This window comes from Sporolactobacillus shoreicorticis, assembly GCF_024125445.1.
GTDB classification, from domain to species: domain Bacteria; phylum Bacillota; class Bacilli; order Bacillales; family Sporolactobacillaceae; genus Sporolactobacillus; species Sporolactobacillus shoreicorticis.
This window is the reverse complement of the sequence record NZ_JAMXWM010000003.1, coordinates 102,406-124,497: the sequence shown is the minus strand read 5'-3', so window position 1 is coordinate 124,497 and position 22,092 is coordinate 102,406. Positions and strand designations below refer to the sequence as shown.

Genomic DNA, 22,092 nt, shown 5'->3' with positions numbered 1-22,092 from the left:
AGACGAGAGGGTGATCAACAATGGCATTAATTCTCGCGATCAACGCAGGCAGCTCATCATTGAAATTTCAACTTCTTGATATGCCTGCTGAGCATTTGGTAACCAAGGGTTCTGTTGAACGTATTGGTTTGTCGGATTCGATTTTTACAATTAGTGTACGTGGTGAAAAAAAACAGGAGATCGCTTCGATTTCAGATCATGAAGTGGCGGTTCGTATTTTGCTTGAGCGACTTACTGAATTGAAAATTGTCCACTCCTTAAAGGAAATTGAAGGAATCGGCCATCGTGTCGTCCATGGTGGAGAAACATTTGATGATTCTGCGCTGGTGACCGATGATGTGATTAAGAAAATTGAAGAATTGTCCGATCTTGCGCCGTTGCATAACCCGGCAAACTTAGTCGGCATACGTGCGTTTCGAGAAGTGCTTCCTGATGTTCCTGAAGTTGTCGTATTCGATACAGCTTTTCATCAAAGCATGGGCAGTGAGGCGTATTTGTACAGTCTTCCCTATGATTACTACAAGCAGTTCGGTATTCGCAAATACGGATTTCACGGTACGAGTCACAAATATGTTGCTTATCGGGCCGCAGAGCTGCTTAAGCTTCCCATTGATGATCTGCGCCTGATTTCCTGCCACTTGGGAAATGGTGCCAGTATTACCGCTGTCAGGGGCGGCAAATCAATGGATACATCCATGGGCTTCACGCCGCTTGCCGGTTTGACAATGGGGACGCGTTCCGGTGACATTGATCCGGCACTCATCCCTTATATCATGGATAAAACCGGCATGAACGCCACTGAAGTAATTAACGTACTGAATAAAAAGAGCGGATTGCTCGGCCTGTCCGGATTCTCTAGCGATCTAAGAGATATCGAAAAGGAAGCGAAAAGAGGAAACAAACGGGCAAGGCTTGCAATCGAAGTATTCGTTGAACGGATTCAAAAGTATATCGGATCATTCGCAGCGAAGATGAACGGCGTCGATGCGATTGTGTTTACTGCCGGTATTGGTGAGCATAGTTCGATGGTCCGCGCGCACGTGCTTGAAGGACTCGGATTCATGGGTATTGAGTGGGACGCAGAAAAAAATAAGATTAACGGTAAGGAAATCTCGATCAATACCGATCAATCGAAGGTTAAAATTCTTGTCATTCCGACCAATGAAGAGGTAATGATCGCGCGTGATACCGTCCGGCTTTCGAAAAAACATCAGGAAATCTGAATTTAAACAATTAGAAACCGCCAAGCCTTTTTCGGGGGACGAAGTTACTGTCGCGACGGCCATGGATGCCTGCCTGAATCAGGTGGGCCGCAGGATACGGTGACTCTGGCGTTACTCATTGGATGTGGGCGACGTTAGTCGAAAATCACGTATTAAACTTTACAATATAATCTATTTGCGAAAAAATGCGTTGCAGGACTTGGACCTGCAACGCATTTTGGGCTAAAGGCGAGAAGAGATTGACGTTCACTTGGAATTGCATCGAACATGTCTGAAATCAACTGATGATTTGAAGTTTCTTTGGATAATGAGTCAATGTCTCCGGTCCGTTTTCGTTTAAATAGACATCGTCTTCGATTCGGACGCCGCCGATTTCGGGAACGTAAATGCCCGGTTCAATTGTAAATACCATGCCGGTTGTTAATGTTTTATTATTTGCCGCACTCATGGACGGCTGCTCATGCTCGCCGAGTCCCAGACCATGTCCAAGCCGATGGGTAAAATAATCACCATACCCGGCATCAGTAATTACTTTTCTGGCTACTATGTCCAGATCACCGATTCTAAGCCCCTGACGGACGGCTTTGATTGCAGTCAGATTTGCTTGCAGTGTTGTTTCATAAATTTTGTACTGTTCGTCGGAGGCATGTTTGTAACATACGGTCCGCGTGATATCAGAGCAGTAGCCGTCAATCACAACGCCTAGATCGAAAAGAACGAAATCACCTTCACGGATCTGACGGTTCCCAGGATAGCCGTGTGGCTTTGCCGTATTTTCTCCGGCAAGAACCATCGTATCGAACGCCATCTCAGAATAGCCTTGCTTGGCCAGTTCGTGCTCAATTTCCGCAATGATTGCTGTTTCTGTTCGGCCTTTTTTAATTGCATCGATACCTAATTTAACTGCGTAATCCGCAACCTCTCCTGCTTTTTTCATTGCAGCAAGTTCGCTTGCATCCTTAATATTGCGCATGCCGGCAAGAAAATTTTCAATGGACTGGAATACGATCTGGGCGTCAATAGCTTTTAATGCCAAAGCTTTGTTATATGGCAGAGTACTTGGTTCGATAAATACTTTACTGAATGCAGCATGCCGGCCGCTTAAAGCTTTTTTAACCGAATCCCATGGGTCCTGATCGTCGCGATAGCCGATCACCTCATGGCCGAAATCAGAAGCTTGTGCTTGACCAACTTCGAGTTCCGGACAAATTAAGAAAGGTTCATCATCCGGAAAGAGAAACAAACCAAGAAAACGTTCGTGAGGATCACATTTAAAATGAGTAAGATAGAAGACATTTGTCGGATCGGCAATATAGGCGAACCTGCCTTCCTGCTTACGCAGCCAAGCTTCAATTTGCTCCATTTTCTCTGACAATTAAGGTCACTCCAGTTTGTTCGTAATACTAATAATGTATCACAATTTAAATGAATCAGGGGTTCATTCGCGAGGATTTCGTAAGAAAAAGAGAGTAGATTCACTACTCACTGTCTGCTCCCATCCTGTATTATGCGAATTCTGGTCTATCTAGTGTATAATAAATTTTAAATCAATAAGGTGAATGAATAAAAAGTTTTTGCTGTTAAAAAACGAACTGATGTTCTATAATAAGGAGTGACATAATAAATGAAAATTACCTATGTCGGTCATTCGACAATTTTAATTGAAACGGCCAAAGGAAATTTAATCATCGATCCTTTTATTAGCGGAAATCAGAAAACACCTCTAACTATTGATGATCTGCCCAAGATTGATGCCATTCTTTTGACCCATGGGCATGGCGATCACATTGAAGATACTCAGCCGATCGCCGAACGTGATGGCGCTCTGGTTGTCGCCATTGCCGAGCTTGCGACCTACTTTGGCTGGAAGGGGTTGAACGTCCATGGCATGTCTATCGGCGGTTCGCACGAATTTTCGTTTGGGACAGTCAAGATGACCCAGGCATTCCACGGTTCGAGCATCACGGACAGTGCCCGCCGGCAGATCATTTATGCGGGCATGCCCGCCGGTCTTTTACTGACCATTGAAGGAAAGACAATCTATCATGCAGGAGATACTGCACTTTTCTCTGATATGAAATTAATTGGTGAACAAAATAGTCCTGATCTGGCACTTTTACCGATTGGTGATAACTTCACAATGGGACCTGACGATGCGTTGCAGGCAGCAAAATGGCTTAAGGCAAAGACTGTCGTTCCGATTCACTACAATACATTTCCCGTTATTGTTCAGGATGCCGGGAAATTTGCCGATCAGCTTGATGGACATGGATATGTCTTGTCGCCTGGTCAAACACTAAACTTGTAAAGATCCGTTTGGAGCGATTGATATGGAGACAAAACATGACCAAATAGTAAAATATATAGCTGATCTTGAAATTGGAAGCAAGATCTCTGTTCGACAGACAGCTAAAGTGCTTCAAGTGAGCGAAGGGACGGCATATCGGGCGATCAAAGATGCGGAAATCCGCGGATTGGTCAGCACGGTTGAACGTGTCGGGACGATTCGGATTGAACAGAAAACACAAGAAAGTATTGAAAAACTGACATTCAAAACGGTCGTCAATATCGTTGACGGACAAGTACTCGGGGGAATCGCCGGCCTTTCACGAATACTGAATCACTTTGTTATCGGTGCGATGGAAATGGATGCAATGAAACGTTACATAGGTGCGAATGACCTGATGATTGTCGGAAATCGCGAATCCGTTCACGAATATGCACTTAAAGAAGGGGCTGCGGTGTTGATTACCGGCGGTTTCAATACAAGCGACCGAGTAAAAAGGCTCGCTGATCAAACACAGCTCCCGGTGATTTCTACTTCATATGACACCTTTACCGTAGCAGCGAAAATTAATCGGGCGATTTATGATCAACTGATTAAAAAGGAGATTGTTCATGTTTCAGATATTATGATTCCTTTTGCTCAAACGCAGTTTATGTTTACTTACGATTCGCCGAAACGATGGTATGAATTAAATCATCGTACATCGCACAGTGGTTTCCCGGTTGTGGATCAGCAGATGAAAGTGGTCGGTATTGCGGCAATGAAGGATATTTTGAAGGATCAAAAGGCTCAGACGATTGAAGAAGTGATGACGCCAATGCCGCTTGTTGTCAATCCGACAACCTCTGTTGCGGCGGCCGCGCATCGTATGATCTGGGAAGGCGTCGATGGTTTGCCGGTTGTTGATATGCAGCATCATCTCCTTGGGATGATCACACGTCGTGATGTGCTTAAAGCACTGCAGATGATTCAGCAGCAGCCGCAAATGGGTGAAACGATTGAAGACATTGTATCGTCCCAGCTTAAGGATTATTCAGAAGACAATCATTATATGTTTCAATTCAATGTAACACCGCAAATGAGCGATTATTTAGGTTCGGTTTCACATGGGGTCATGACTTCAATGGTGGCGACCGTGTGCCGGCGCGTACTGAATCATTTGCGTCGAAGCGATCTAGTTGTGGATAACCTCTCATTTTACTTTTTCAAGCCGGTGCAATTGGAACAAACTGTAACGGTGCGTCCGAAAATTCTTGAAATGACACGAAGAAACGGAAAAATGGATATCGAGTTATTTGTCGATGGTCAGCTCTGCGGAAAGGCGTTGCTGAATGCTCAATTCATCGACCGTTACTAAGGCCGATTAGGTAATGCAGACTGCGAATCACCGACCGATTTAAGGAGGATTTTCATTGATTGACAAAATAATGAATCTGATTAAACAATACAAGACGATTATTATACACAGACATGTTCGTCCCGATCCGGATGCCCTTGGCTCTCAGGGAGGACTTGCCTTCCTGATCAAAGATAATTTTTCGGACAAGAACGTTTATATTGTCGGCGAAGAATCCGATTCGCTGAAATTTCTCATTCAAATGGATCAAATTGACGACGCGGTTTATAAAAATGCATTGGTAATTGTCTGCGATACAGCGAACCGGGAGCGTATTTCTGATGAGCGTTACAGCTGCGGTGCACATCTGGTAAAAATTGATCATCATCCGGTCGTTGATTCCTATGGGGAACCTGAATGGGTGAATACGGAATCGAGTTCAACGAGTGAAATGCTTTGCTCAATTTATCGAAGCCATCCGGAATTCACTCTATCGAAAGAGGCGGCGCGTCTGCTTTATGCGGGCATTGTCGGCGATACCGGACGATTTCAATACAGCAATGTTACCGCAGACACCTTTCTTGCAGCGGCAGAGCTTGTCAGGCTGCCTTTTAATCGTCAAGCTTTCTTTGCTCAACTGTATGAGCGCAGTCTGGAGCAGACCCGCTTGAACGGCTATGTTCTGGAACAGTTCACGCTAACTGAAGAAGGCGTGGGTTATGTGAAGCTGACTCAAGAAGTGATTCGCTCCTATCACTTGACTTCATCTGATGCATCGGCGCTTGTCAATTGTTTTTCCAATGTTGCCCATATCAAGGCGTGGGTTCTGTTTTCAGAAGAAGGTGAGGTGATTCGAGCAAGAATCAGATCGAAAGCCCCCGCTATTAATCAATTGGCCGCAAAATATCATGGAGGCGGACATCCAATGGCATCCGGGGCAACCGTGGCGAGCTGGGAAGAAGCAGATCTGCTCATTGCAGATTTGCGTGCGCTCTGTGCGCAATAAATGTTACCGGATCCTTATTATTAATTACAAAACTAAGAAATAAGTTATAAAAAAGGGGTAAAGACGCATGCCGTTTGTGCATCTTCATGTACATAGTGAATATAGCTTGCTGGACAGTACGTGCCGGATCGACGATTTGGTTGATCTGGCTAAACGTACCGGACAAAAGGCGCTTGCGCTGACTGATCGGAATGTGATGTACGGCGTCATTCCTTTTTACCGTAGATGCATACGGGAAGGTATTCATCCGCTGATTGGGCTAGAACTGGCAATTGATGAGGAAACAGCTGGGGAACATGCAGCGCGTTCAAAACATTCGCAGGAGATACCGGCACTTATCCTATTGGCACAAAACAATTTGGGCTATCAGCATCTTGTCAGACTTGCTTCACTTGTACAGTTCAGTAATCGCGGGTGTATTTCCTTACCTCAGTTAAAAGAATATGCAGAAGGTTTGATTGCTTTATCTGGCGGGCCGGGTGGGCCGATCAATCGCTTTCTTACTTTAGGGGACGAGGCGCGTGCAAACCGGCTTGCGGAAAAGCTGCATGCTCTTTTTGACAATCGCTTTTTTCTTGAAATTCAGCGGAACGGAAATTTAAATGAACAGCAAAAAATCGAACGACAGCTGCGGGAACTTGGAAAGCGGTACTCGATTCGCCTGATTGCTACCAACAGTATTCACTATCTCGATAAAGAAGACGAGAGAGCACATGCCTGTCTCACGTGCATACGCGAGGGCACGAAGTTAACAGACCGTCAGCAAACTGGTTATGATTTTGATTTTAAATCAACTGATGAAATGACGCGCAGATTTACCGATCTGCCTGAGGCTGTTTCATTGACGGGAGAAATTGCTGCAGTGTGTAACGTCACTTTCTCATTTGACCGCGTACGATTTCCGGACTTTCCGCTCCCCAGGGGCGAATCTGCTGAACAGCGATTGCTGTCGTTATGCAAAAAAGGATTAAAGGAACGCTATTCAAATACAACGGAACAGATTAAGCAGCGTCTTCGCTATGAATTATCCGTCATTAATGAGATGGGCTTTAATGATTACTTTCTCATTGTTGCCGATCTTGTCGCGCATGCGCGTATGGCAGGATATATGCCTGGACCCGGTCGCGGTTCAGCTGCGGGTTCGCTTGTGGCTTATGTATTGAAAATCACTGAAGTTGATCCAATTAAATATCAGTTGCTTTTTGAACGCTTTTTAAATCCGGAACGGGTGACGATGCCGGATATTGATTTAGATTTTCCTGACGTCGATCGCGACAAAATGATTGACTATGCATGCGAAAAATACGGACATGCGCATGTTGCTCAGATCATCACGTTCGGCACATTGGCGGCGCGTGCGGCGATCCGTGATGTGAGCAGAGTGCTTGGGAGCGATCCACGGCTCGTTGACCGCATTGCACATCTGATCCCCGCTGTTCCGAAAATGACATTGGAAAAGGCACTTAACGGTTCGGATAAATTGCGAAGCCTTGTACAGTCATCTGCTGCGGCAGACAATCTTGTTGCTCTCGCACGCCGAATAGAGGGGCTTCCCCGACATTCGTCCATTCATGCTGCAGGTGTTATTTTCAGTGATCAACCGTTAACGGACACTGTCCCAGTTCAAAAAGGCCATGATAACGTCTCTGTGACGCAATACCCGATGGATGTACTGGAAGCTTTAGGGTTATTAAAGATCGATTTTCTTGGTTTGCGCAACCTGACTTTTATGAGAGAAGTCCTTCAAAGAACGGCTGCATTCAGAGACGGAACTCTGACTGCTGATTCAATCCCTCTCAATGATTCTGAAACATTTCGATTACTCAGCCGCGGGGATACAATGGGTGTCTTTCAATTGGAGTCGGATGGCATGAGACAAGTGCTTCGTAAACTTCAGCCGACTGAATTTGAAGACATTGTTGCCGTTAATGCCCTTTATCGTCCGGGGCCATCTCAATTTATCGATCATTATGTGCGGCGGAAACACGGAGAGGAAAAAGTGGTTTATCCACATTCCGATCTGGAACCGATCCTTCGCCAAACATACGGTGTGCTTGTTTATCAAGAGCAGATCATGCAAATTGCCGTTAAAATGGCAGGCTATTCGCTTGGTCAGGCAGACATTCTCAGGCGCGCGGTCGGGAAGAAGAAACGCGGGCTTCTTGAAGATCAAAAGAAAACATTTATGTCAGGATGCGTGCAGAACCACTATTCGGAAGCGGTTGCCAGTCAAATTTTTGATTTAATCGTCCGATTTGCCAACTATGGATTCAATCGTTCACACGCTGTTGCCTACAGCTTTGTCTCGTATCGTCTCGCTTATTTGAAGGCGCATTATCCTCAAGCCTTTATGGCTGCACATCTTACCGGAATCGTTGGCAATCCTAATAAGATTGAAGCGACCATTCGCGAATTGCAAAATTGCGGCATTCGCTTGCTTCCGCCAGCAGTAAACGAAAGCTTAAGCAGTTTTGAACCTTCAGGAGATAACATACGTTTCGGCTTGACTGGCATCAAGAATGTCGGCAACGGAGCGGTTGATGTAATCATAGCCGAACGGAATAAGAACGGAGCTTATCAAAATCTGTACGATTTTTGCCGCCGAGTGCCGGTGCGAAAAGTAAATCGAAAGGCGATCGAATCAATGATTTTTGCCGGAGCGTTTGATCCATTCAGTATTGATCGTGCCGTACTGCTTGCCACACTTGATCACGCATTAAGCTTAGGTGAAGAAGAACAGAAACTGGCTGGCGGGCAAACCTCTTTTCCCATTTCCGGAGTGGATGAAGCGGATTACGTTGACGTGCCGCCGCTCAGCGCAACAGAAAAAATGCGCTACGAAAGCGAGGTGCTTGGTTTTTATCTATCTGCGCATCCGATCAGTGAATACAGATCCCGTCTGCCAAAATCGTTTGTGACGGTCAGCGAAGCTGAGACCCTTCAGGAAGGGCAAATAGCAACCTTGGCAGTAATGATTGAACAAGTGAAACGCATTCGTACAAAGTCGGGACAACCGATGGCATTTTTTTCTGCAAGCGATGAAACGGGTTTGATTGACACCGTTTGTTTCCCCGCGTCGTATGAAAAGGTTGAGGAGATTCTTCGTGATGGGCAAATGGTGGTAATCCGTGCAAAATATTCGAAAGGAAAAAAAGACAATCAGGCGCAACTGGTGCTCATGCAGGCTCTGCGTATGCAAGATTATCTGACCGGCTTTCAATCGGTGCTTTTCTTGAAAATTGACCGCGCACATTACCATCCGCAATTGCTTGAACAAGTAAAAGCAGCAATTGCAAAGCAGCCTGGCAGACATCGCATCTTTCTATATTATGAGGAAAATAAAAAAACAGTTGCGCTTGACCCAAAATACTCAGTTGATTTAAACAGATCGTTTGTTAAAATGATGCGGCAGCTTCTTGGCGAGAAAAATGTGATGATTAAACGCGGTGTAATTCCGGATTAGTTCATTTAAGAAGAAAAAATACATGAAGCCATATCCAACAAATACAGATGGAATTTGCTCCTTTTGCATGTTGCTTATGTTTTTGTGAAACGTTTGTTATAATAGTGAAGTTTAGGAATTTTTCACGGGTAGTCGAATGATCATGGAATGCGGCGCTATTTATTTTTTATTACTTACTTATTTTTTCTTTATTCCACAACTGCTTTTGTGAATAATCGACGATTTCTTGAATTATGCGTGAAGAAAAAGTGACATGTTGTGATGCAAGATAAAATTCCAGCTTTGACAAAGTAAGAGGGTGATATACTTGATGAAGGACTTTTTTACTAAGAAAAAAAAATACGCAACAGTCCCATCCACAAAGGCAAGGCAGGATGTTCCAGAGGGCATTGTCCGCAAATGTCCGAAATGTAAAAAGATCATGTATGTCAAAGAGTTGAGCAAGCATTTGTTTGTTTGCCAGTCTTGTGGGTATCATTATCCAATAGGTGCTCATGATCGTGCGGAGATGCTCTTCGACCAGGATTCCTACGTGGAATTCGATGAGAAAATGGTGTCATTAAATCCGCTCCGGTTTCCAAATTATATGAATAAGCTTGAGTCGGACCGTAAGAAAACCGGATTAAATGAAGCCGTTTGGACCGGTAAGGGTACGATTGAAGGCTTTGAGGCCGCTGTTGCCATTATGGACAAGGGCTTTCGAATGGGGAGCATGGGTTCGGTTGTCGGCGAGAAAATTACCCGGTTGATTGAATATGCCGATAAGAACGGGATTCCTGTCATTATCTTTTCCGCGTCTGGTGGCGCGCGTATGCAGGAAGGCGTGCTCAGCCTGATGCAGATGGCGAAAACAAGTGGTGCCTTAAAGACATTCAGCGAGAACGGCGGACTTTATATTTCCATTATGACCCACCCGACAACCGGTGGGGTTTCGGCAAGTTTTGCTTCCCTCGGCGATTACAATTTTGCTGAACCCGGCGCTTTAATTGGTTTTGCCGGACGCCGCATTATTGAACAGACCATTGGTGAGGAATTGCCGGATGACTTCCAAACTGCAGAATTTTTATTGAAACACGGACAGCTTGACCAAGTCATCCCTCGTTCTGAACTGAGAACTGTGCTCGGGCAGGTCTTGTCGATCCACGTTGGAGGAGGTGCCGAAGAATGGGACCGGAATTAGATTTTGAGAAACCGATTCTTGAGCTTCAAGAAAAGATTTCGGAATTAAAGAAGTTCATGGATGAGAAAGGCATTGATCTTTCTGACGAACTGAATCATCTGCAAGAGCGCCTCGCGGATCTTGAAAAAGATACTTATGGCAGCATGACCCCTTGGGAACGTGTTCGCGTCGCGAGAAAGCTTAATCGCCCGACGACGTTAGATTACATTCCGCTCTTATTCACGGATTTCATTGAGTGTCATGGTGACCGTCTCTATGGCGATGATCCTGCGATTGTTGCCGGAATCGCAAAGTTTCATGGACGTCCTGTTACGGTGATCGGCGAGCAGCGGGGACGAGATACGAAAGAAAACATCATGCGCAATTTTGGAAGTCCTCATCCGGAGGGTTACCGCAAAGCGCTGCGTCTGATGAAACAAGCGGACAAGTTTCATCGCCCGATTATTACATTTATTGACACAAAAGGTGCTTTTCCCGGCAAAGCTGCTGAGGAACGAGGGCAGAGCGAAGCCATTGCACGAAATCTTTTTGAAATGTCCGGACTTTCCGTTCCGGTTATTTGTGTGGTGATTGGAGAGGGCGCAAGCGGCGGTGCACTTGCAATCGGCGTCGGCAACCATATTTTGATGCTTGAAAATGCTTGGTATTCGGTTATTTCGCCTGAAGGAGCCGCTGCGTTGTTGTGGAAAGATGCCGGCAAGGCAGAAGAAGCAGCGAAAACGATGAAAATTACCGGATCCGATTTGAAAAAACTCGGTATTATTGATAAACTGATTCCGGAGGTTTTGGGCGGTGCTCATCATGATCCGAAGAAGCAGGCAGAATTCATTGATCAAGCGCTTATTGAATCCTTTGAAGAATTAAGCCAGTTAACCGCTGATCAGGTTCGCAACCAGCGCTTAGCAAAGTACCGGGCAATCGGCAATTATGAGACAGTCCAGGAAAATCAAACCAATCAATTAATTTTTTCTTATTCATCAGATAGGCAATAGCATTGACATTAAAATGAGGTGATTGTTGTGATGAAGAAGATTGGCGTTCTAACGAGCGGCGGTGATGCGCCGGGTATGAACGCAGCGGTTCGCGCGGTTGTAAGATCAGCCATTTATCGCGGAGTTGAGGTTTACGGTATTTATCATGGTTATAAAGGCTTGATCACCGGGAATATCAAGAAGCTGGAAGTCTCCGATGTAGGCGATATTGTACAGCGTGGAGGAACCATTCTCTACACGGCGCGATGTGAAGAATTTAAAACGGAGGAAGGCCGTGCCATTGCCATTGAGCAACTGAAAAAGTTCGGTATTGAAGGTTTAGTTGTAATTGGTGGCGATGGTTCGTTCATGGGCGGAGTGAAACTGACTCAGCTCGGCTTTCCTACGATCGGCATCCCGGGAACGATTGACAATGACATCCCGGGAACCGACTTTACTCTGGGCTTTGATACGGCTTTGAACACGATTATCGATGCCATTGATAAAATTCGTGATACGGCGACATCGCATGAGCGGCGTTTTATTATTGAAGTTATGGGCCGCGGCTGTGGTGACTTGGCGCTGTGGGCAGGTCTTGCAGACGGTGCGGAATCGATTTTAATTCCAGAGAAGAAAGAAGACTTGGACTCGATTGTGGAACGGCTTAATCGGGGGCTTGAACGCGGGAAAAAACACAATATAATTATCGTGGCTGAAGGCGTCGGACATGCGGATGAGATTGCAAAAGCTGTTAAAGCAAGGGCGAACATGGATACGCGGGTTACCGTTTTGGGACATGTTGTCCGGGGCGGTTCACCGTCTGCTTTTGACCGTGTTTTGGCAGCACGAATGGGCAATAAGGCTGTCGAACTGCTTCTGGGCGGCGATAAAGGAAAGATGATCGCCATTCAGAATAATAAAATTGTAGCTCATGACATACTCGATTTGCTTACGAAAAAGCATGAGTTTAACGAAAATCTGTATCAGTTAGCAAAAGTACTATCCATATAAATTGCTGGAGGGAATTTATTAATGAAAAAGACAAAGATTGTTTGTACACTGGGACCATCAAGTGATACGGTTGAAACACTTGTAAAAATGATTAACGCCGGCATGAATGTTGCACGTTTCAATTTCTCACATGGTGATCATGAAGAACATCATCAAAAAGTGCTTAATCTTAGAGAAGCAATGAAGATTACCGGTAAAACGATCGGCATTCTGCTCGACACAAAGGGTCCGGAAATCCGCACTCATGACATGGCTACTAAGGAAGTTCTTCTTGAAGAAGGCAAAACTGTTGATATTTCAACGACCGAAGTTGCCGGAACTGCCGAAAAGTTTTCGATTACTTATGCAGAATTGATTGATGATGTTCATGTTGGTTCGAAGATTTTGATTGATGACGGCTTGGTTGAACTTGAAGTAACAGGTATCGATAAAGAAGCCGGACTTATTCATAACAAAATTTTAAACACAGGTGTTTTGAAGAGCAAGAAAGGGATCATTGTACCGAATGTCAGCATCAATCTTCCTGGTATGACTGAAAAAGATGCAGACGATATTATCTTTGGTATCGGCGAAGGCATTGATTTCATTGCCGCTTCATTTGTTCGTCATGCCTCAGATGTCAACGATATCCGCAATCTGTGCAAGGAACATGGCGCTGAAGATGTGCACATCTTCCCTAAAATTGAAAGCCAAGAAGCTGTCGACAATATTGAAGAAATTCTTGAAGTGTCTGACGGTCTGATGATCGCCCGCGGTGACCTCGGGGTTGAAATTCCGCCGGAAGATGTTCCGCTCGTTCAAAAACGACTGATCAAGATGTGCAATAAAGTCGGCAAGACGGTTATTACGGCAACACAGATGCTTGACTCCATGATTCGCAATCCGCGTTGTACGCGTGCAGAAGCCAGCGACGTTGCCAACGCAATCTTCGACGGCACAGATGCAATTATGCTTTCCGGTGAATCGGCATCCGGAAAATGGCCAATCGAAGCTGTTACAACGATGAGTAACATCGCGTTGAAGGCTGAATCTGCTTTGGATTATAAAGGAATTCTCAAGAAATTAAGTGACTCAAGCGAACCGACGGTTACTGCTGCAATTGGTGAAGCGGTTGCTCATACGGCATTAAATCTTAATGTCGGCGCAATCATCACAGCAACGGTGAGCGGCTACACCGCACGAGTTGTATCTCACTACCGTCCGAAAGCTCCGGTTATCGCGGTAACAAGTTCCGAACGTGTTGCTCACAAAATGTGTCTTGCTTGGGGCGTAACTCCGGTATTGAGCGAACTCGCAAAAACGACGGATGAAATGTTTGAAATTGCTGTTGATAGCGGCAAGAAAACTGATCTGGTAAAAGATGGCGATCTTGTTGTCATCACGGCTGGACTTCCAGTAGCAGCGTCAGGCAAGACAAACATTATGCGTGTCCACACGGTTGGAGAAAATCTGACACAAGCCTAATTAGTGAGAATAGGGCGGAGTTATGACGGCACCGCACTGTTTCATTTTTATTCGTACAGTTAATCATTTATGATAAGAGAAGGCGCAAATATGTGCCTTCTCTTAAATTTTTCATCATGAAGTTCATTTAAACCTGACAAATTAAATTTTATAGCAGGAGTGTTTTATCATGAATGGGAATACTACTAAGATCGTCGTCCGGTATAACGAAACGGATAAAATGGGTGTTGTTCATCACAGTCACTATGTGAATTATTTTGAAGTTGCACGAACAGATTATATTCAGAAATTAGGCATTTCGTATCGAAAAGTGGAAGAACAAGGCTTTATGATGCCGGTTCTTGGCATTGATGTACATTATCATGCGCCGGCTCTGTATGACGATACCCTCCTTGTCGAAACCACCGTCGGAGCTTATGACAGTATTAAATTAACGTTTGACTACAAAATTTACAGGGAAAAAGACCGAAAACTACTCGTTGATGGATCCAGTTCTCACTGTTGGACAGATTTATCATTGCGTCCGGTTTCGATAAGAAGAAAAAATCCGGAGCTCCATGCACTCATTGTCAAAGCTTCGGAACAAGCATAAAACAAGGAGTGTTGTTACCGTGCTGAAAAAAGTTCTGATCATTCTGATGCTTTACGCACTTGCTGAGGTTTGTGTGTTGATCTATGTCGGAGGGCTGATCGGCGGATTCAATTTAATTATGATTCTTTTCCTGTCCATTATTATTGGCGTTTGGACAGTCAGAAGGCAAGGATTTGCCATTCTGCAGAAGATCAGTGACGACATAAACATGAGACGAATGCCCAGTGAGCCGCTCCTTGACGGGGCGGGTCTGCTCTTCGGCGGAATCCTACTGTGCGTGCCGGGGCTTATTAGTGATGTCATTGGCCTTTTGCTCCTGATCCCTGCCTTTAGAATCCTATTGATCAGGCGGTTAAAAAGATGGATTCGCAAACAGATCGATCATGGGGGAATCACGTTCCTTTCATTTAGAAGACGATAACGTTCATGCCTTCTTACCAAGAATGTAATACCAAATCGACTGCCAAGTGCCTGTATGATACAGTGTCTTGATCACAACAAGGACAAGCGGTCCGATCACGATGCCGGCAATGCCGATCCAGCGAAAACCGAAATAGATAGATACGAGAGAGGCAAGCGGATCGATACCGATATTAACTGACAATATTTTCGGCTCCATCAACTGTCTCTGGATGATGGAAGCAATGTACAGACTGGTCAGGCTGATCGTGAAAAAATAGTGGTGCGTGAAGAACTGGTACAGAATCCATGGTATGAAGATTGCCCCTGTTCCCAGATAAGGAATAAGATCGACAATGCCGGTAATCAAAGCGATAGTCAGAGGATGAGGGACCCTTAAAATAAGAAGCCCTGCATAAACAAGAACAACGGTCATGAATACGAGTAAAAATTGGGCACGAACAAAACCGATGCATGTTTTTTTCAATTCAGTCAAAACTCTGTCAATCGGTCTTCCAATTGGAGAATGAGCACAGAATGCGTGAAAATGGTTATTGATCCGTTCAGAGTCCTTTGATAGAAAGAATGAAGCGAGAAAGATGAAAATGGCGGAAATGATTGTATCCGGAATCGTTGTAACAAACTGTGTCAGATTCGCGAGCAACTGTCCTGCAAGATCGTGAAGCATGCCGACAAGCGCTCCTGCCATACTCTCTACATTGAGCTGTATCGCCTTTTGCTGAACACCGGGAAGCCCTGAAAAAATATGCATGGCCTGCTCCCATGACGGAAGCAGATTTGAGAAGAAAAACGTTTGGATGTCACCGATAAGGACTTGAACTTCATCAGGAACCGAACGTGAGAATGAGGATACGCCTTTAATCAGGACAATCGCAAAAAACAATAAGGTACCTATAGTTAATGAAAAAAAGAGAAAAAGAACAACAAACGAGGCTGCTCCCCTGGGCAGCCTCGTTTTTCTTTCAATGAAAACCACTATAGGATTAATTAAAAATGCAAGCGCACATGCGATGAGAAAGGGCAAGGCATAACGGAAGGCGAGCATCAAAGCCGCGACGGCTGCTGCGGCAGAGGCTGCGACAACTAGGGCACGCAATATAATGAATAGGCCGGCTATGAACGGCTGTGATTCCCGAGAGTTCATGTTTCATCCTCACCTCAATTTATACATATGCGGACAAGCGGCTAATATACATCTGAAAAAACGAAGGCGCAAAGAATTATTGTGATTATTGTTCACAAATTTCGCCTTAGCAGATATAATCAAGATAACGATTTTGCATAAGACTCATAACATTGAAGTGATGCTTTTAATTATGATCATGGTTTTAATCACTATTTATCCGAAAAGTATTCGGAAAAATTTGTTAAGAATACAACAACCGGATTAACGGGTACCGAATTTTCCTATCAGATATTTTTCAGATAGAAGATGTACTTATGTTAAACACGATGTATTCCTGGCAAAGTTCTACCGCAGGGAGGGGATCAATTTGACAACGACGAGAGGGCTGGAAGGCGTTGTTGCAACAACTTCAACGATTAGTTCAATTAAAGATGATGTGCTCACCTATCGCGGGTACAGTATTCAGGATTTAGCCGAACGGTCTACCTTTGAAGAAGTCGTTTATTTACTTTGGAACGGTGAACTCCCCACTACCGAACAGCTTTGCTCATTTAAACGAACTCTTGCTGAGAATGCGCGAGTGCCAGATGAACTATTTACGTTTATGAAGAAGTATCCGCTTGATTATGTTCATCCCATGGCTGTATTGAGAAGTGCTGTTTCGAATTTGGGCATCTATGATCCTGATGCTGAACGAATGGATAAGCAATCAAATAAGGATAAGGCGGTTCGTATTCAAGCAAAAATTGCAACGCTTGTCGCCGGATTTTCTCGGATCCGAAAAGGCTTGGAACCTGTCCCGCCAAATGAATCGTTGGGATTCGCAGCCAATTTTCTCTATATGCTGAAGGGCTGCACGCCTACTGAAGTTGCAGCGGAAATGTTCGATAAAGCGCTGATTCTTCATGCCGATCATGAATTGAATGCGTCAACGTTTACGGCGCGGGTATGTGTTGCGACACTGTCGGATATGTATTCAGGCATTACTTCAGCCATCGGTGCCTTGAAAGGGCCCCTTCATGGCGGTGCAAATGAACAAGTCATGCACATGCTGGAGAAGATCGGTTCGATTGAGTGGGTGGATGATTATATTTTGAATGCGCTCGAAAACAAGAAGAAAATTATGGGCTTCGGTCACCGTGTTTATAAAAATGGTGATCCCCGTGCAAGAATCTTGAAAACGATGGCAAAAAAAATAAGCGGGCTTCAAGGTGACGGGAAGCTATATGACATGTCGGTTAAAATAGAGAACCTGATCAAAGAGAAAAAAGGTTTGCTGCCGAATACAGACTTCTATTCGGCGACGCTTTATCATGAACTGGGCATTGATCATGATCTGTTTACGCCGGTGTTCGCGATCAGCAGAACATCGGGATGGGCAGCACATATCATGGAACAGTATAACGACAATCGCCTGATCCGTCCACGTGCCGAATATAATGGTGCGCGTCTCAGAAAAGTTGCACCGATTGATCAGCGCTGAACCGAATTTAATGATGGTGGAGCGTGATTATTTACAATTAATTTGGAATAGAGCGGATAAAAAAATTAATGGAGGTACATAGTGTGACACAAGGAAAGCAAATTACTGTGCAGAACAGTATTCTGAACGTACCTGACCATCCGATCATCCCTTATATAGAAGGTGACGGTATTGGGCCTGAAATTTGGCAGGCGGCTTCACGGGTGCTGAATGCTGCTGTAAAAAAGGCTTACAAAGGTGAGAAACAAATTGTTTGGAAGGAAGTACTCGCTGGTCAAAAAGCATATAATCAGACCGGTGAATGGCTTCCGCAAGCGACCGTCGATGCAATGAAAAATTATGTGATTGCAATTAAAGGACCACTTACAACTCCGGTTGGCGGCGGCATACGTTCTCTGAATGTAGCGCTTCGGCAGCAGCTTGATCTTTTTACCTGTTTGCGGCCGGTTCGATACTTTGAAGGCGTTCCATCGCCGGTCAAGCATCCGGAACTCGTAGATATGGTGATTTTCCGTGAAAACACAGAGGATATCTATGCCGGAATTGAGTTTGAATCTGAATCTGCAGGAGCAAGAAAAGTCATTGATTTTCTTCAAAATGAGTTAGATGTTTCACAAATCCGCTTTCCCGAAACATCAGGAATCGGAATTAAACCTGTGTCAAAAGAGGGGACAGAACGTCTGGTACGTGCAGCGATCCGCTATGCAATTCATGAAGGTCGAAAAAGTGTGACTCTTGTTCATAAAGGAAACATCATGAAATTTACGGAAGGTGCGTTTAAGAATTGGGGCTATGCGCTTGCTGAGCGTGAATTTCCGGAGCAGACCTTTACGTGGAAGCAGTACGAGGCGATTTCTGCGGAACAAGGAAAAGAAGCAGCAGATAAGGCCCAGAGTGATGCACTGAGCAGTGGACGTATTTTAATTAAAGATGCAATTGCTGACAATTTCTTGCAACAGATTCTGCTGCATCCAAATGAATATGATGTCGTTGCGACGATGAATCTAGATGGTGATTATATTTCCGACGCACTTGCAGCACAAGTGGGCGGTATTGGAATTGCACCCGGTGCGAATATCAATTATGAAACAGGCACCGCATTGTTTGAAGCGACTCACGGTACTGCGCCGACTTTTGCGGGCCAGGATAAAGTCAATCCATCATCTGTGATTCTCTCCGGGGTCATGATGCTTGAACACATTGGCTGGTATGAACCGGCTAAGCGAATCATTAATGCTATAGAAAAGACGATTTCAAGCGGAGTGGTAACCTTTGATTTTGCCCAATTGATGGATAGCGCCACGGAAGTAAAATGCTCACAGTTTGCCGATGCTTTAATCGACCATTTATAATTAAACGAGTTACAATTTCATTTGACGTAGATTAAGAGAGGGGACAAATGTCTCCTCTTTTTTGTAATCACATAAAAAAACGCTTTGCGCGCATTATTGATCCGGTGCTGGTCATGCTATAGATAAAGACTTTTATTCGACATTATTCGTCTTTACAAAACCTTTACAATTTGTTTATATGCGTTTAAAAGTCAAGCCTTACTATAAGAAGTGCAATAAGGTGACTCAACATTTGAGGGGGAAATATTCATATGAAAAAGAAAAACTTGCTCGCGATTGGACTGGTTTTCGTTCTTTCATTAACACTCATTCTTAGTGGTTGTGGAAACGGAAGCGGTTCTTCAGACAGCAGCAGTTCTTCTAAAGATTCAAGCTCATCATCTGAAGCATTATCAGGAAAAATCACAATCGGCGGTTCAACAGCACTTCAACCGCTCGCAGCACAAGTGGCTAAAGAATTCATGGAAAAGAATCCTGATGTTCAGATTGAAGTGCAAGGCGGAGGCAGCGGTACTGGTTTGAGCGAAGCACAGGCTGGCAACTTTGACATCGGTATGTCTGACGTGTTCGCTGAAAGCAAATCAAACATTGATGCAAAGGCACTTAAAGATTATCAAGTCGCTGTAGTTGGTATGACGGCAGCTGTAAATCCGAAGGCCGGCGTGAAAAATCTGACTAAGAAACAACTTCAAGATGTTTTCACCGGCAAGGTAAAGAACTGGAAAGATGTCGGCGGCAAAGATTTGAAAATCACATTAGTAAACCGTCCTGATGGTTCTGGTACACGCGCAACATTCGATCAATTTGCTCTTGACAATAAAACACCTGCTGAAGGTATTACTCAAGATTCGACAAACACTGTTAAGAAAATAATCTCTGAAACTCCTGGTGCAGTCGGCTATATGGCACTCTCATATTTCACAGCGAACGATACGTCAGTAACAAAGCTTTCGATTGACGGTGTTGAAGCTTCTGACGAGAATGTAGGCTCAGGTAAATTTCCGGTATGGGCTTATGAACACATGTACACAAAAGGCGAACCGTCGAAGCTGGTTAAAGCATTCCTTGACTTCATGATGAGCGACGATGTACAGACAAAAGATGTTCCAGCTCAAGGCTATCTGTCTGTTAAAGATATGAAAGTACAGCGCGATGCTGACGGCAAACAAACAGACAAATAATTATTGCCTGAGAAATTGCAGGACAAATTAAATATAAAGTAAAGTCCAATGGCGGCTTAAGCGGGAAGGTCTGTGACATCCCGCTTGTCGTCATATGGGCGTCTCTTGACTAACTGTAAATGAGGTGTGAGGATGAAAATCGGCAAAGTGGTTACGGATGCGGCACCGGCATCCAGAAACAGATCAAAGCTGATTAATGAAAAAGGTTTTTTTTCTCGGCTGACAGATCGAACGAGCGAGAGCAGGGGAAAACTGCTCATTTATGGCAGCGCGCTGCTTATGATCGTTGCGGTAACAGCAATCACGTTATTTTTAACAATACAAGGTCTTCGTTCTTTTGTTGTTGATCGCCTTAATTTTTGGACGTTTATTACAGGGACGGAATGGTTTCCGGATCGCGCAAAAAACCCCTCTTTTGGCGCATTTCCCTTCATTTTCGGATCAATGGCTGTAACTTTTCTGGCCGCGCTCATTGCGACACCGATTGCAATTGGTACCGCTCTATTCATGGCGGAAATTGCAAAAAAATGGGGCGCCAAAATTATGCAGCCTGTAATTGAAATACTGGTCGGCATCCCTTCTGTCGTCTATGGTTTAATTGGCTTGTCGATTGTCGTTCCGTTTATGCGTCAGCATTTCGGTGGAACCGGATTTAATTTGATTACCGGAGCAATTGTTGTTGGAATCATGATCCTGCCTACAGTAGCAAGTATTGCGGCAGACAGCATCCGCGCAGTACCCGACTCTTTACGTCAGGCCTCTTACGCCATCGGTGCGACAAAATGGCAGACGATTTGGCGTGTCGTGATTCCTGCTGCCGGATCCAGCTTGCTTACCGCAATCATTCTAGGCATGTCACGGGCATTCGGTGAAGCACTCGCCGTGCAGATGGTCATAGGAAATGTGGGCAAAATTCCCTCTTCAATTCTTGATCCGTCGGCAACGTTAACAACAATTATTACTTTAAGTATGGGTCATACAACGACAGGCAGTTTGCTCAATGATGCATTGTGGTCGCTGGGATTAATTCTGCTGCTGATTTCTTATGTGTTTATCGTCATCATTCGGTTCATAGGAAAGAAGGGGGAAAAACGATGAACAGTAAAATAACGAATCGAATTGCCCTCTCTGTGATTATTGTATGTGCTGCGGCAATGGCAGCCATACTTATTTCGATGTTAGGTTATATTTTAGTGCGGGGTGTCTCAAGCATTTCTTGGCATTTCCTTACGACATCCGCAAGCCCATTTTTAGCCGGAGGCGGTATTAAAGACCAGCTGTGGAACTCATTTTATGTGTTAATTATTACAATGATTCTGACCGTGCCTATCGGTGTGTGCGGCGGAATCTATCTTGCTGAATATGCCAAGCCCGGCAGACTTACCTCATTTATCAGAACATGTGTTGAAGTACTGGCTTCTCTTCCATCTATTGTTGTCGGCATGTTCGGAATGCTTGTATTCGTTAATTATTTTGGGTTTAAATACTCGGTTTTCTCAGGTGCGCTCGCATTGACCGTTTTCAACCTTCCGGTCATTGTGCGCGTTACAGAAGACGGTTTTAATGCACTTTCGCTCCATCAAAAAGAGGGCGGCTTGGCTCTGGGACTGACACACTGGCACACAATTAAAACAATTCTTCTCCCAGCAGCTTTTCCCAGCATTTTGACAGGTGTCATTCTCTCAGCAGGACGTGTTTTTGGAGAATCGGCGGCACTGCTGTTTACTGCCGGTCTTTCGACACCGGATCTTGACTTTGGCAATTGGAATCCTTCGGCACCGAACTCGCCCCTGAATCTGTTTCGTTCGGCAGAGACGCTTTCGGTTCACATTTGGTCGGTAAATACTGGAGGAATCATGCCAGACGTGCAGACGATCGCCAATGGATCAGCCGCGGTTCTTGTAATCTTTGTTCTGCTCTTTAACTTGTGTGCACGAATGCTTGGAAAAGTAATTAACCAAAAATTTTCAGGAAAATAAACGGGAGGAATGGATATG

The 22,092-nt window shown here is 44.6% G+C and carries 17 protein-coding genes and 1 pseudogene; 16 read left to right on the top strand and 2 right to left on the bottom strand.

Features of this window, described 5'->3' with window-relative positions; genetic code table 11:
• The first annotated feature begins 20 nt into the window (after nucleotides 1-20).
• Nucleotides 21-1,223, top strand: a complete 1,203-nt coding sequence (locus tag NIE88_RS03520) for an acetate/propionate family kinase (protein ID WP_253058865.1) — start codon at nucleotides 21-23, stop codon at nucleotides 1,221-1,223.
• A 277-nt stretch (nucleotides 1,224-1,500) separates the two neighbouring features.
• On the opposite strand, the gene NIE88_RS03515 is transcribed toward NIE88_RS03520, so the two are convergent.
• The gene (locus NIE88_RS03515; protein WP_290446290.1) at nucleotides 1,501-2,598 is read right to left on the bottom strand and encodes a M24 family metallopeptidase; all 1,098 of its coding nucleotides are present in this window, start codon (nucleotides 2,596-2,598) and stop codon (nucleotides 1,501-1,503) included.
• A 249-nt stretch (nucleotides 2,599-2,847) separates the two neighbouring features.
• On the opposite strand from NIE88_RS03515, the gene NIE88_RS03510 reads away from it, so the two are divergent.
• From NIE88_RS03510 to NIE88_RS03465, 10 genes and pseudogenes are all read left to right on the top strand, one after another.
• Nucleotides 2,848-3,531, top strand: coding sequence for a metal-dependent hydrolase (locus NIE88_RS03510; RefSeq protein WP_253058863.1), 684 nt, complete (start codon nucleotides 2,848-2,850; stop codon nucleotides 3,529-3,531).
• Between the two features lie 22 nt (nucleotides 3,532-3,553).
• Complete coding sequence (locus NIE88_RS03505; RefSeq protein WP_253058861.1) at nucleotides 3,554-4,867, top strand: DRTGG domain-containing protein; 1,314 nt, start codon at nucleotides 3,554-3,556, stop codon at nucleotides 4,865-4,867.
• Nucleotides 4,868-4,937: 70 nt separating this feature from the next.
• A complete protein-coding gene (locus tag NIE88_RS03500) occupies nucleotides 4,938-5,852 on the top strand; it encodes a DHH family phosphoesterase (RefSeq protein ID WP_373689401.1) in 915 nt (304 codons plus the stop codon).
• A 67-nt stretch (nucleotides 5,853-5,919) separates the two neighbouring features.
• Nucleotides 5,920-9,315: a DNA polymerase III subunit alpha gene (dnaE, locus tag NIE88_RS03495; protein WP_253058850.1), complete on the top strand. Its 3,396-nt coding sequence runs from the start codon at nucleotides 5,920-5,922 to the stop codon at nucleotides 9,313-9,315.
• Between the two features lie 307 nt (nucleotides 9,316-9,622).
• A complete protein-coding gene (gene accD / locus NIE88_RS03490) occupies nucleotides 9,623-10,495 on the top strand; it encodes an acetyl-CoA carboxylase, carboxyltransferase subunit beta (protein WP_253058841.1) in 873 nt (290 codons plus the stop codon).
• Nucleotides 10,480-11,487, top strand: coding sequence for an acetyl-CoA carboxylase carboxyl transferase subunit alpha (gene accA / locus NIE88_RS03485; protein WP_253058839.1), 1,008 nt, complete (start codon nucleotides 10,480-10,482; stop codon nucleotides 11,485-11,487). Before accD ends, accA begins: the two co-directional genes overlap by 16 nt.
• 30 nt (nucleotides 11,488-11,517) lie before the next feature.
• Complete coding sequence (pfkA, locus tag NIE88_RS03480; RefSeq protein ID WP_253059225.1) at nucleotides 11,518-12,477, top strand: 6-phosphofructokinase; 960 nt, start codon at nucleotides 11,518-11,520, stop codon at nucleotides 12,475-12,477.
• 21 nt (nucleotides 12,478-12,498) lie between these two features.
• A pseudogene (gene pyk / locus NIE88_RS03475) lies at nucleotides 12,499-13,935 on the top strand (pyruvate kinase); the annotation flags it as partial.
• Between the two features lie 175 nt (nucleotides 13,936-14,110).
• Nucleotides 14,111-14,533 (top strand): acyl-CoA thioesterase, encoded by a 423-nt coding sequence (locus NIE88_RS03470; RefSeq protein ID WP_253058837.1) that lies wholly within the window; start codon nucleotides 14,111-14,113, stop codon nucleotides 14,531-14,533.
• Between the two features lie 19 nt (nucleotides 14,534-14,552).
• Nucleotides 14,553-14,954: an FxsA family protein gene (locus NIE88_RS03465; protein WP_253058835.1), complete on the top strand. Its 402-nt coding sequence runs from the start codon at nucleotides 14,553-14,555 to the stop codon at nucleotides 14,952-14,954.
• A gap of 3 nt (nucleotides 14,955-14,957) precedes the next feature.
• On the opposite strand, the gene ytvI is transcribed toward NIE88_RS03465, so the two are convergent.
• A complete protein-coding gene (gene ytvI / locus NIE88_RS03460) occupies nucleotides 14,958-16,097 on the bottom strand; it encodes a sporulation integral membrane protein YtvI (protein ID WP_253058834.1) in 1,140 nt (379 codons plus the stop codon).
• Nucleotides 16,098-16,446: 349 nt separating this feature from the next.
• On the opposite strand from ytvI, the gene citZ reads away from it, so the two are divergent.
• The 5 genes from citZ (at nucleotide 16,447) to pstA (ending at nucleotide 22,074) form a co-directional block, all read left to right on the top strand.
• The gene (gene citZ, locus NIE88_RS03455) at nucleotides 16,447-17,562 is read left to right on the top strand and encodes a citrate synthase (protein WP_253058832.1); all 1,116 of its coding nucleotides are present in this window, start codon (nucleotides 16,447-16,449) and stop codon (nucleotides 17,560-17,562) included.
• Between the two features lie 83 nt (nucleotides 17,563-17,645).
• Nucleotides 17,646-18,914, top strand: a complete 1,269-nt coding sequence (gene icd / locus NIE88_RS03450; RefSeq protein WP_253058830.1) for an NADP-dependent isocitrate dehydrogenase — start codon at nucleotides 17,646-17,648, stop codon at nucleotides 18,912-18,914.
• A gap of 251 nt (nucleotides 18,915-19,165) precedes the next feature.
• Nucleotides 19,166-20,095, top strand: a complete 930-nt coding sequence (locus tag NIE88_RS03445; protein ID WP_253058828.1) for a phosphate ABC transporter substrate-binding protein — start codon at nucleotides 19,166-19,168, stop codon at nucleotides 20,093-20,095.
• A 132-nt stretch (nucleotides 20,096-20,227) separates the two neighbouring features.
• A complete protein-coding gene (pstC, locus tag NIE88_RS03440) occupies nucleotides 20,228-21,193 on the top strand; it encodes a phosphate ABC transporter permease subunit PstC (RefSeq protein WP_253058826.1) in 966 nt (321 codons plus the stop codon).
• Entirely contained in the window at nucleotides 21,190-22,074 is an 885-nt protein-coding gene (gene pstA / locus NIE88_RS03435) for a phosphate ABC transporter permease PstA (RefSeq protein ID WP_253058824.1), read from the top strand. Before pstC ends, pstA begins: the two co-directional genes overlap by 4 nt.
• Nucleotides 22,075-22,092 lie beyond the last annotated feature (18 nt).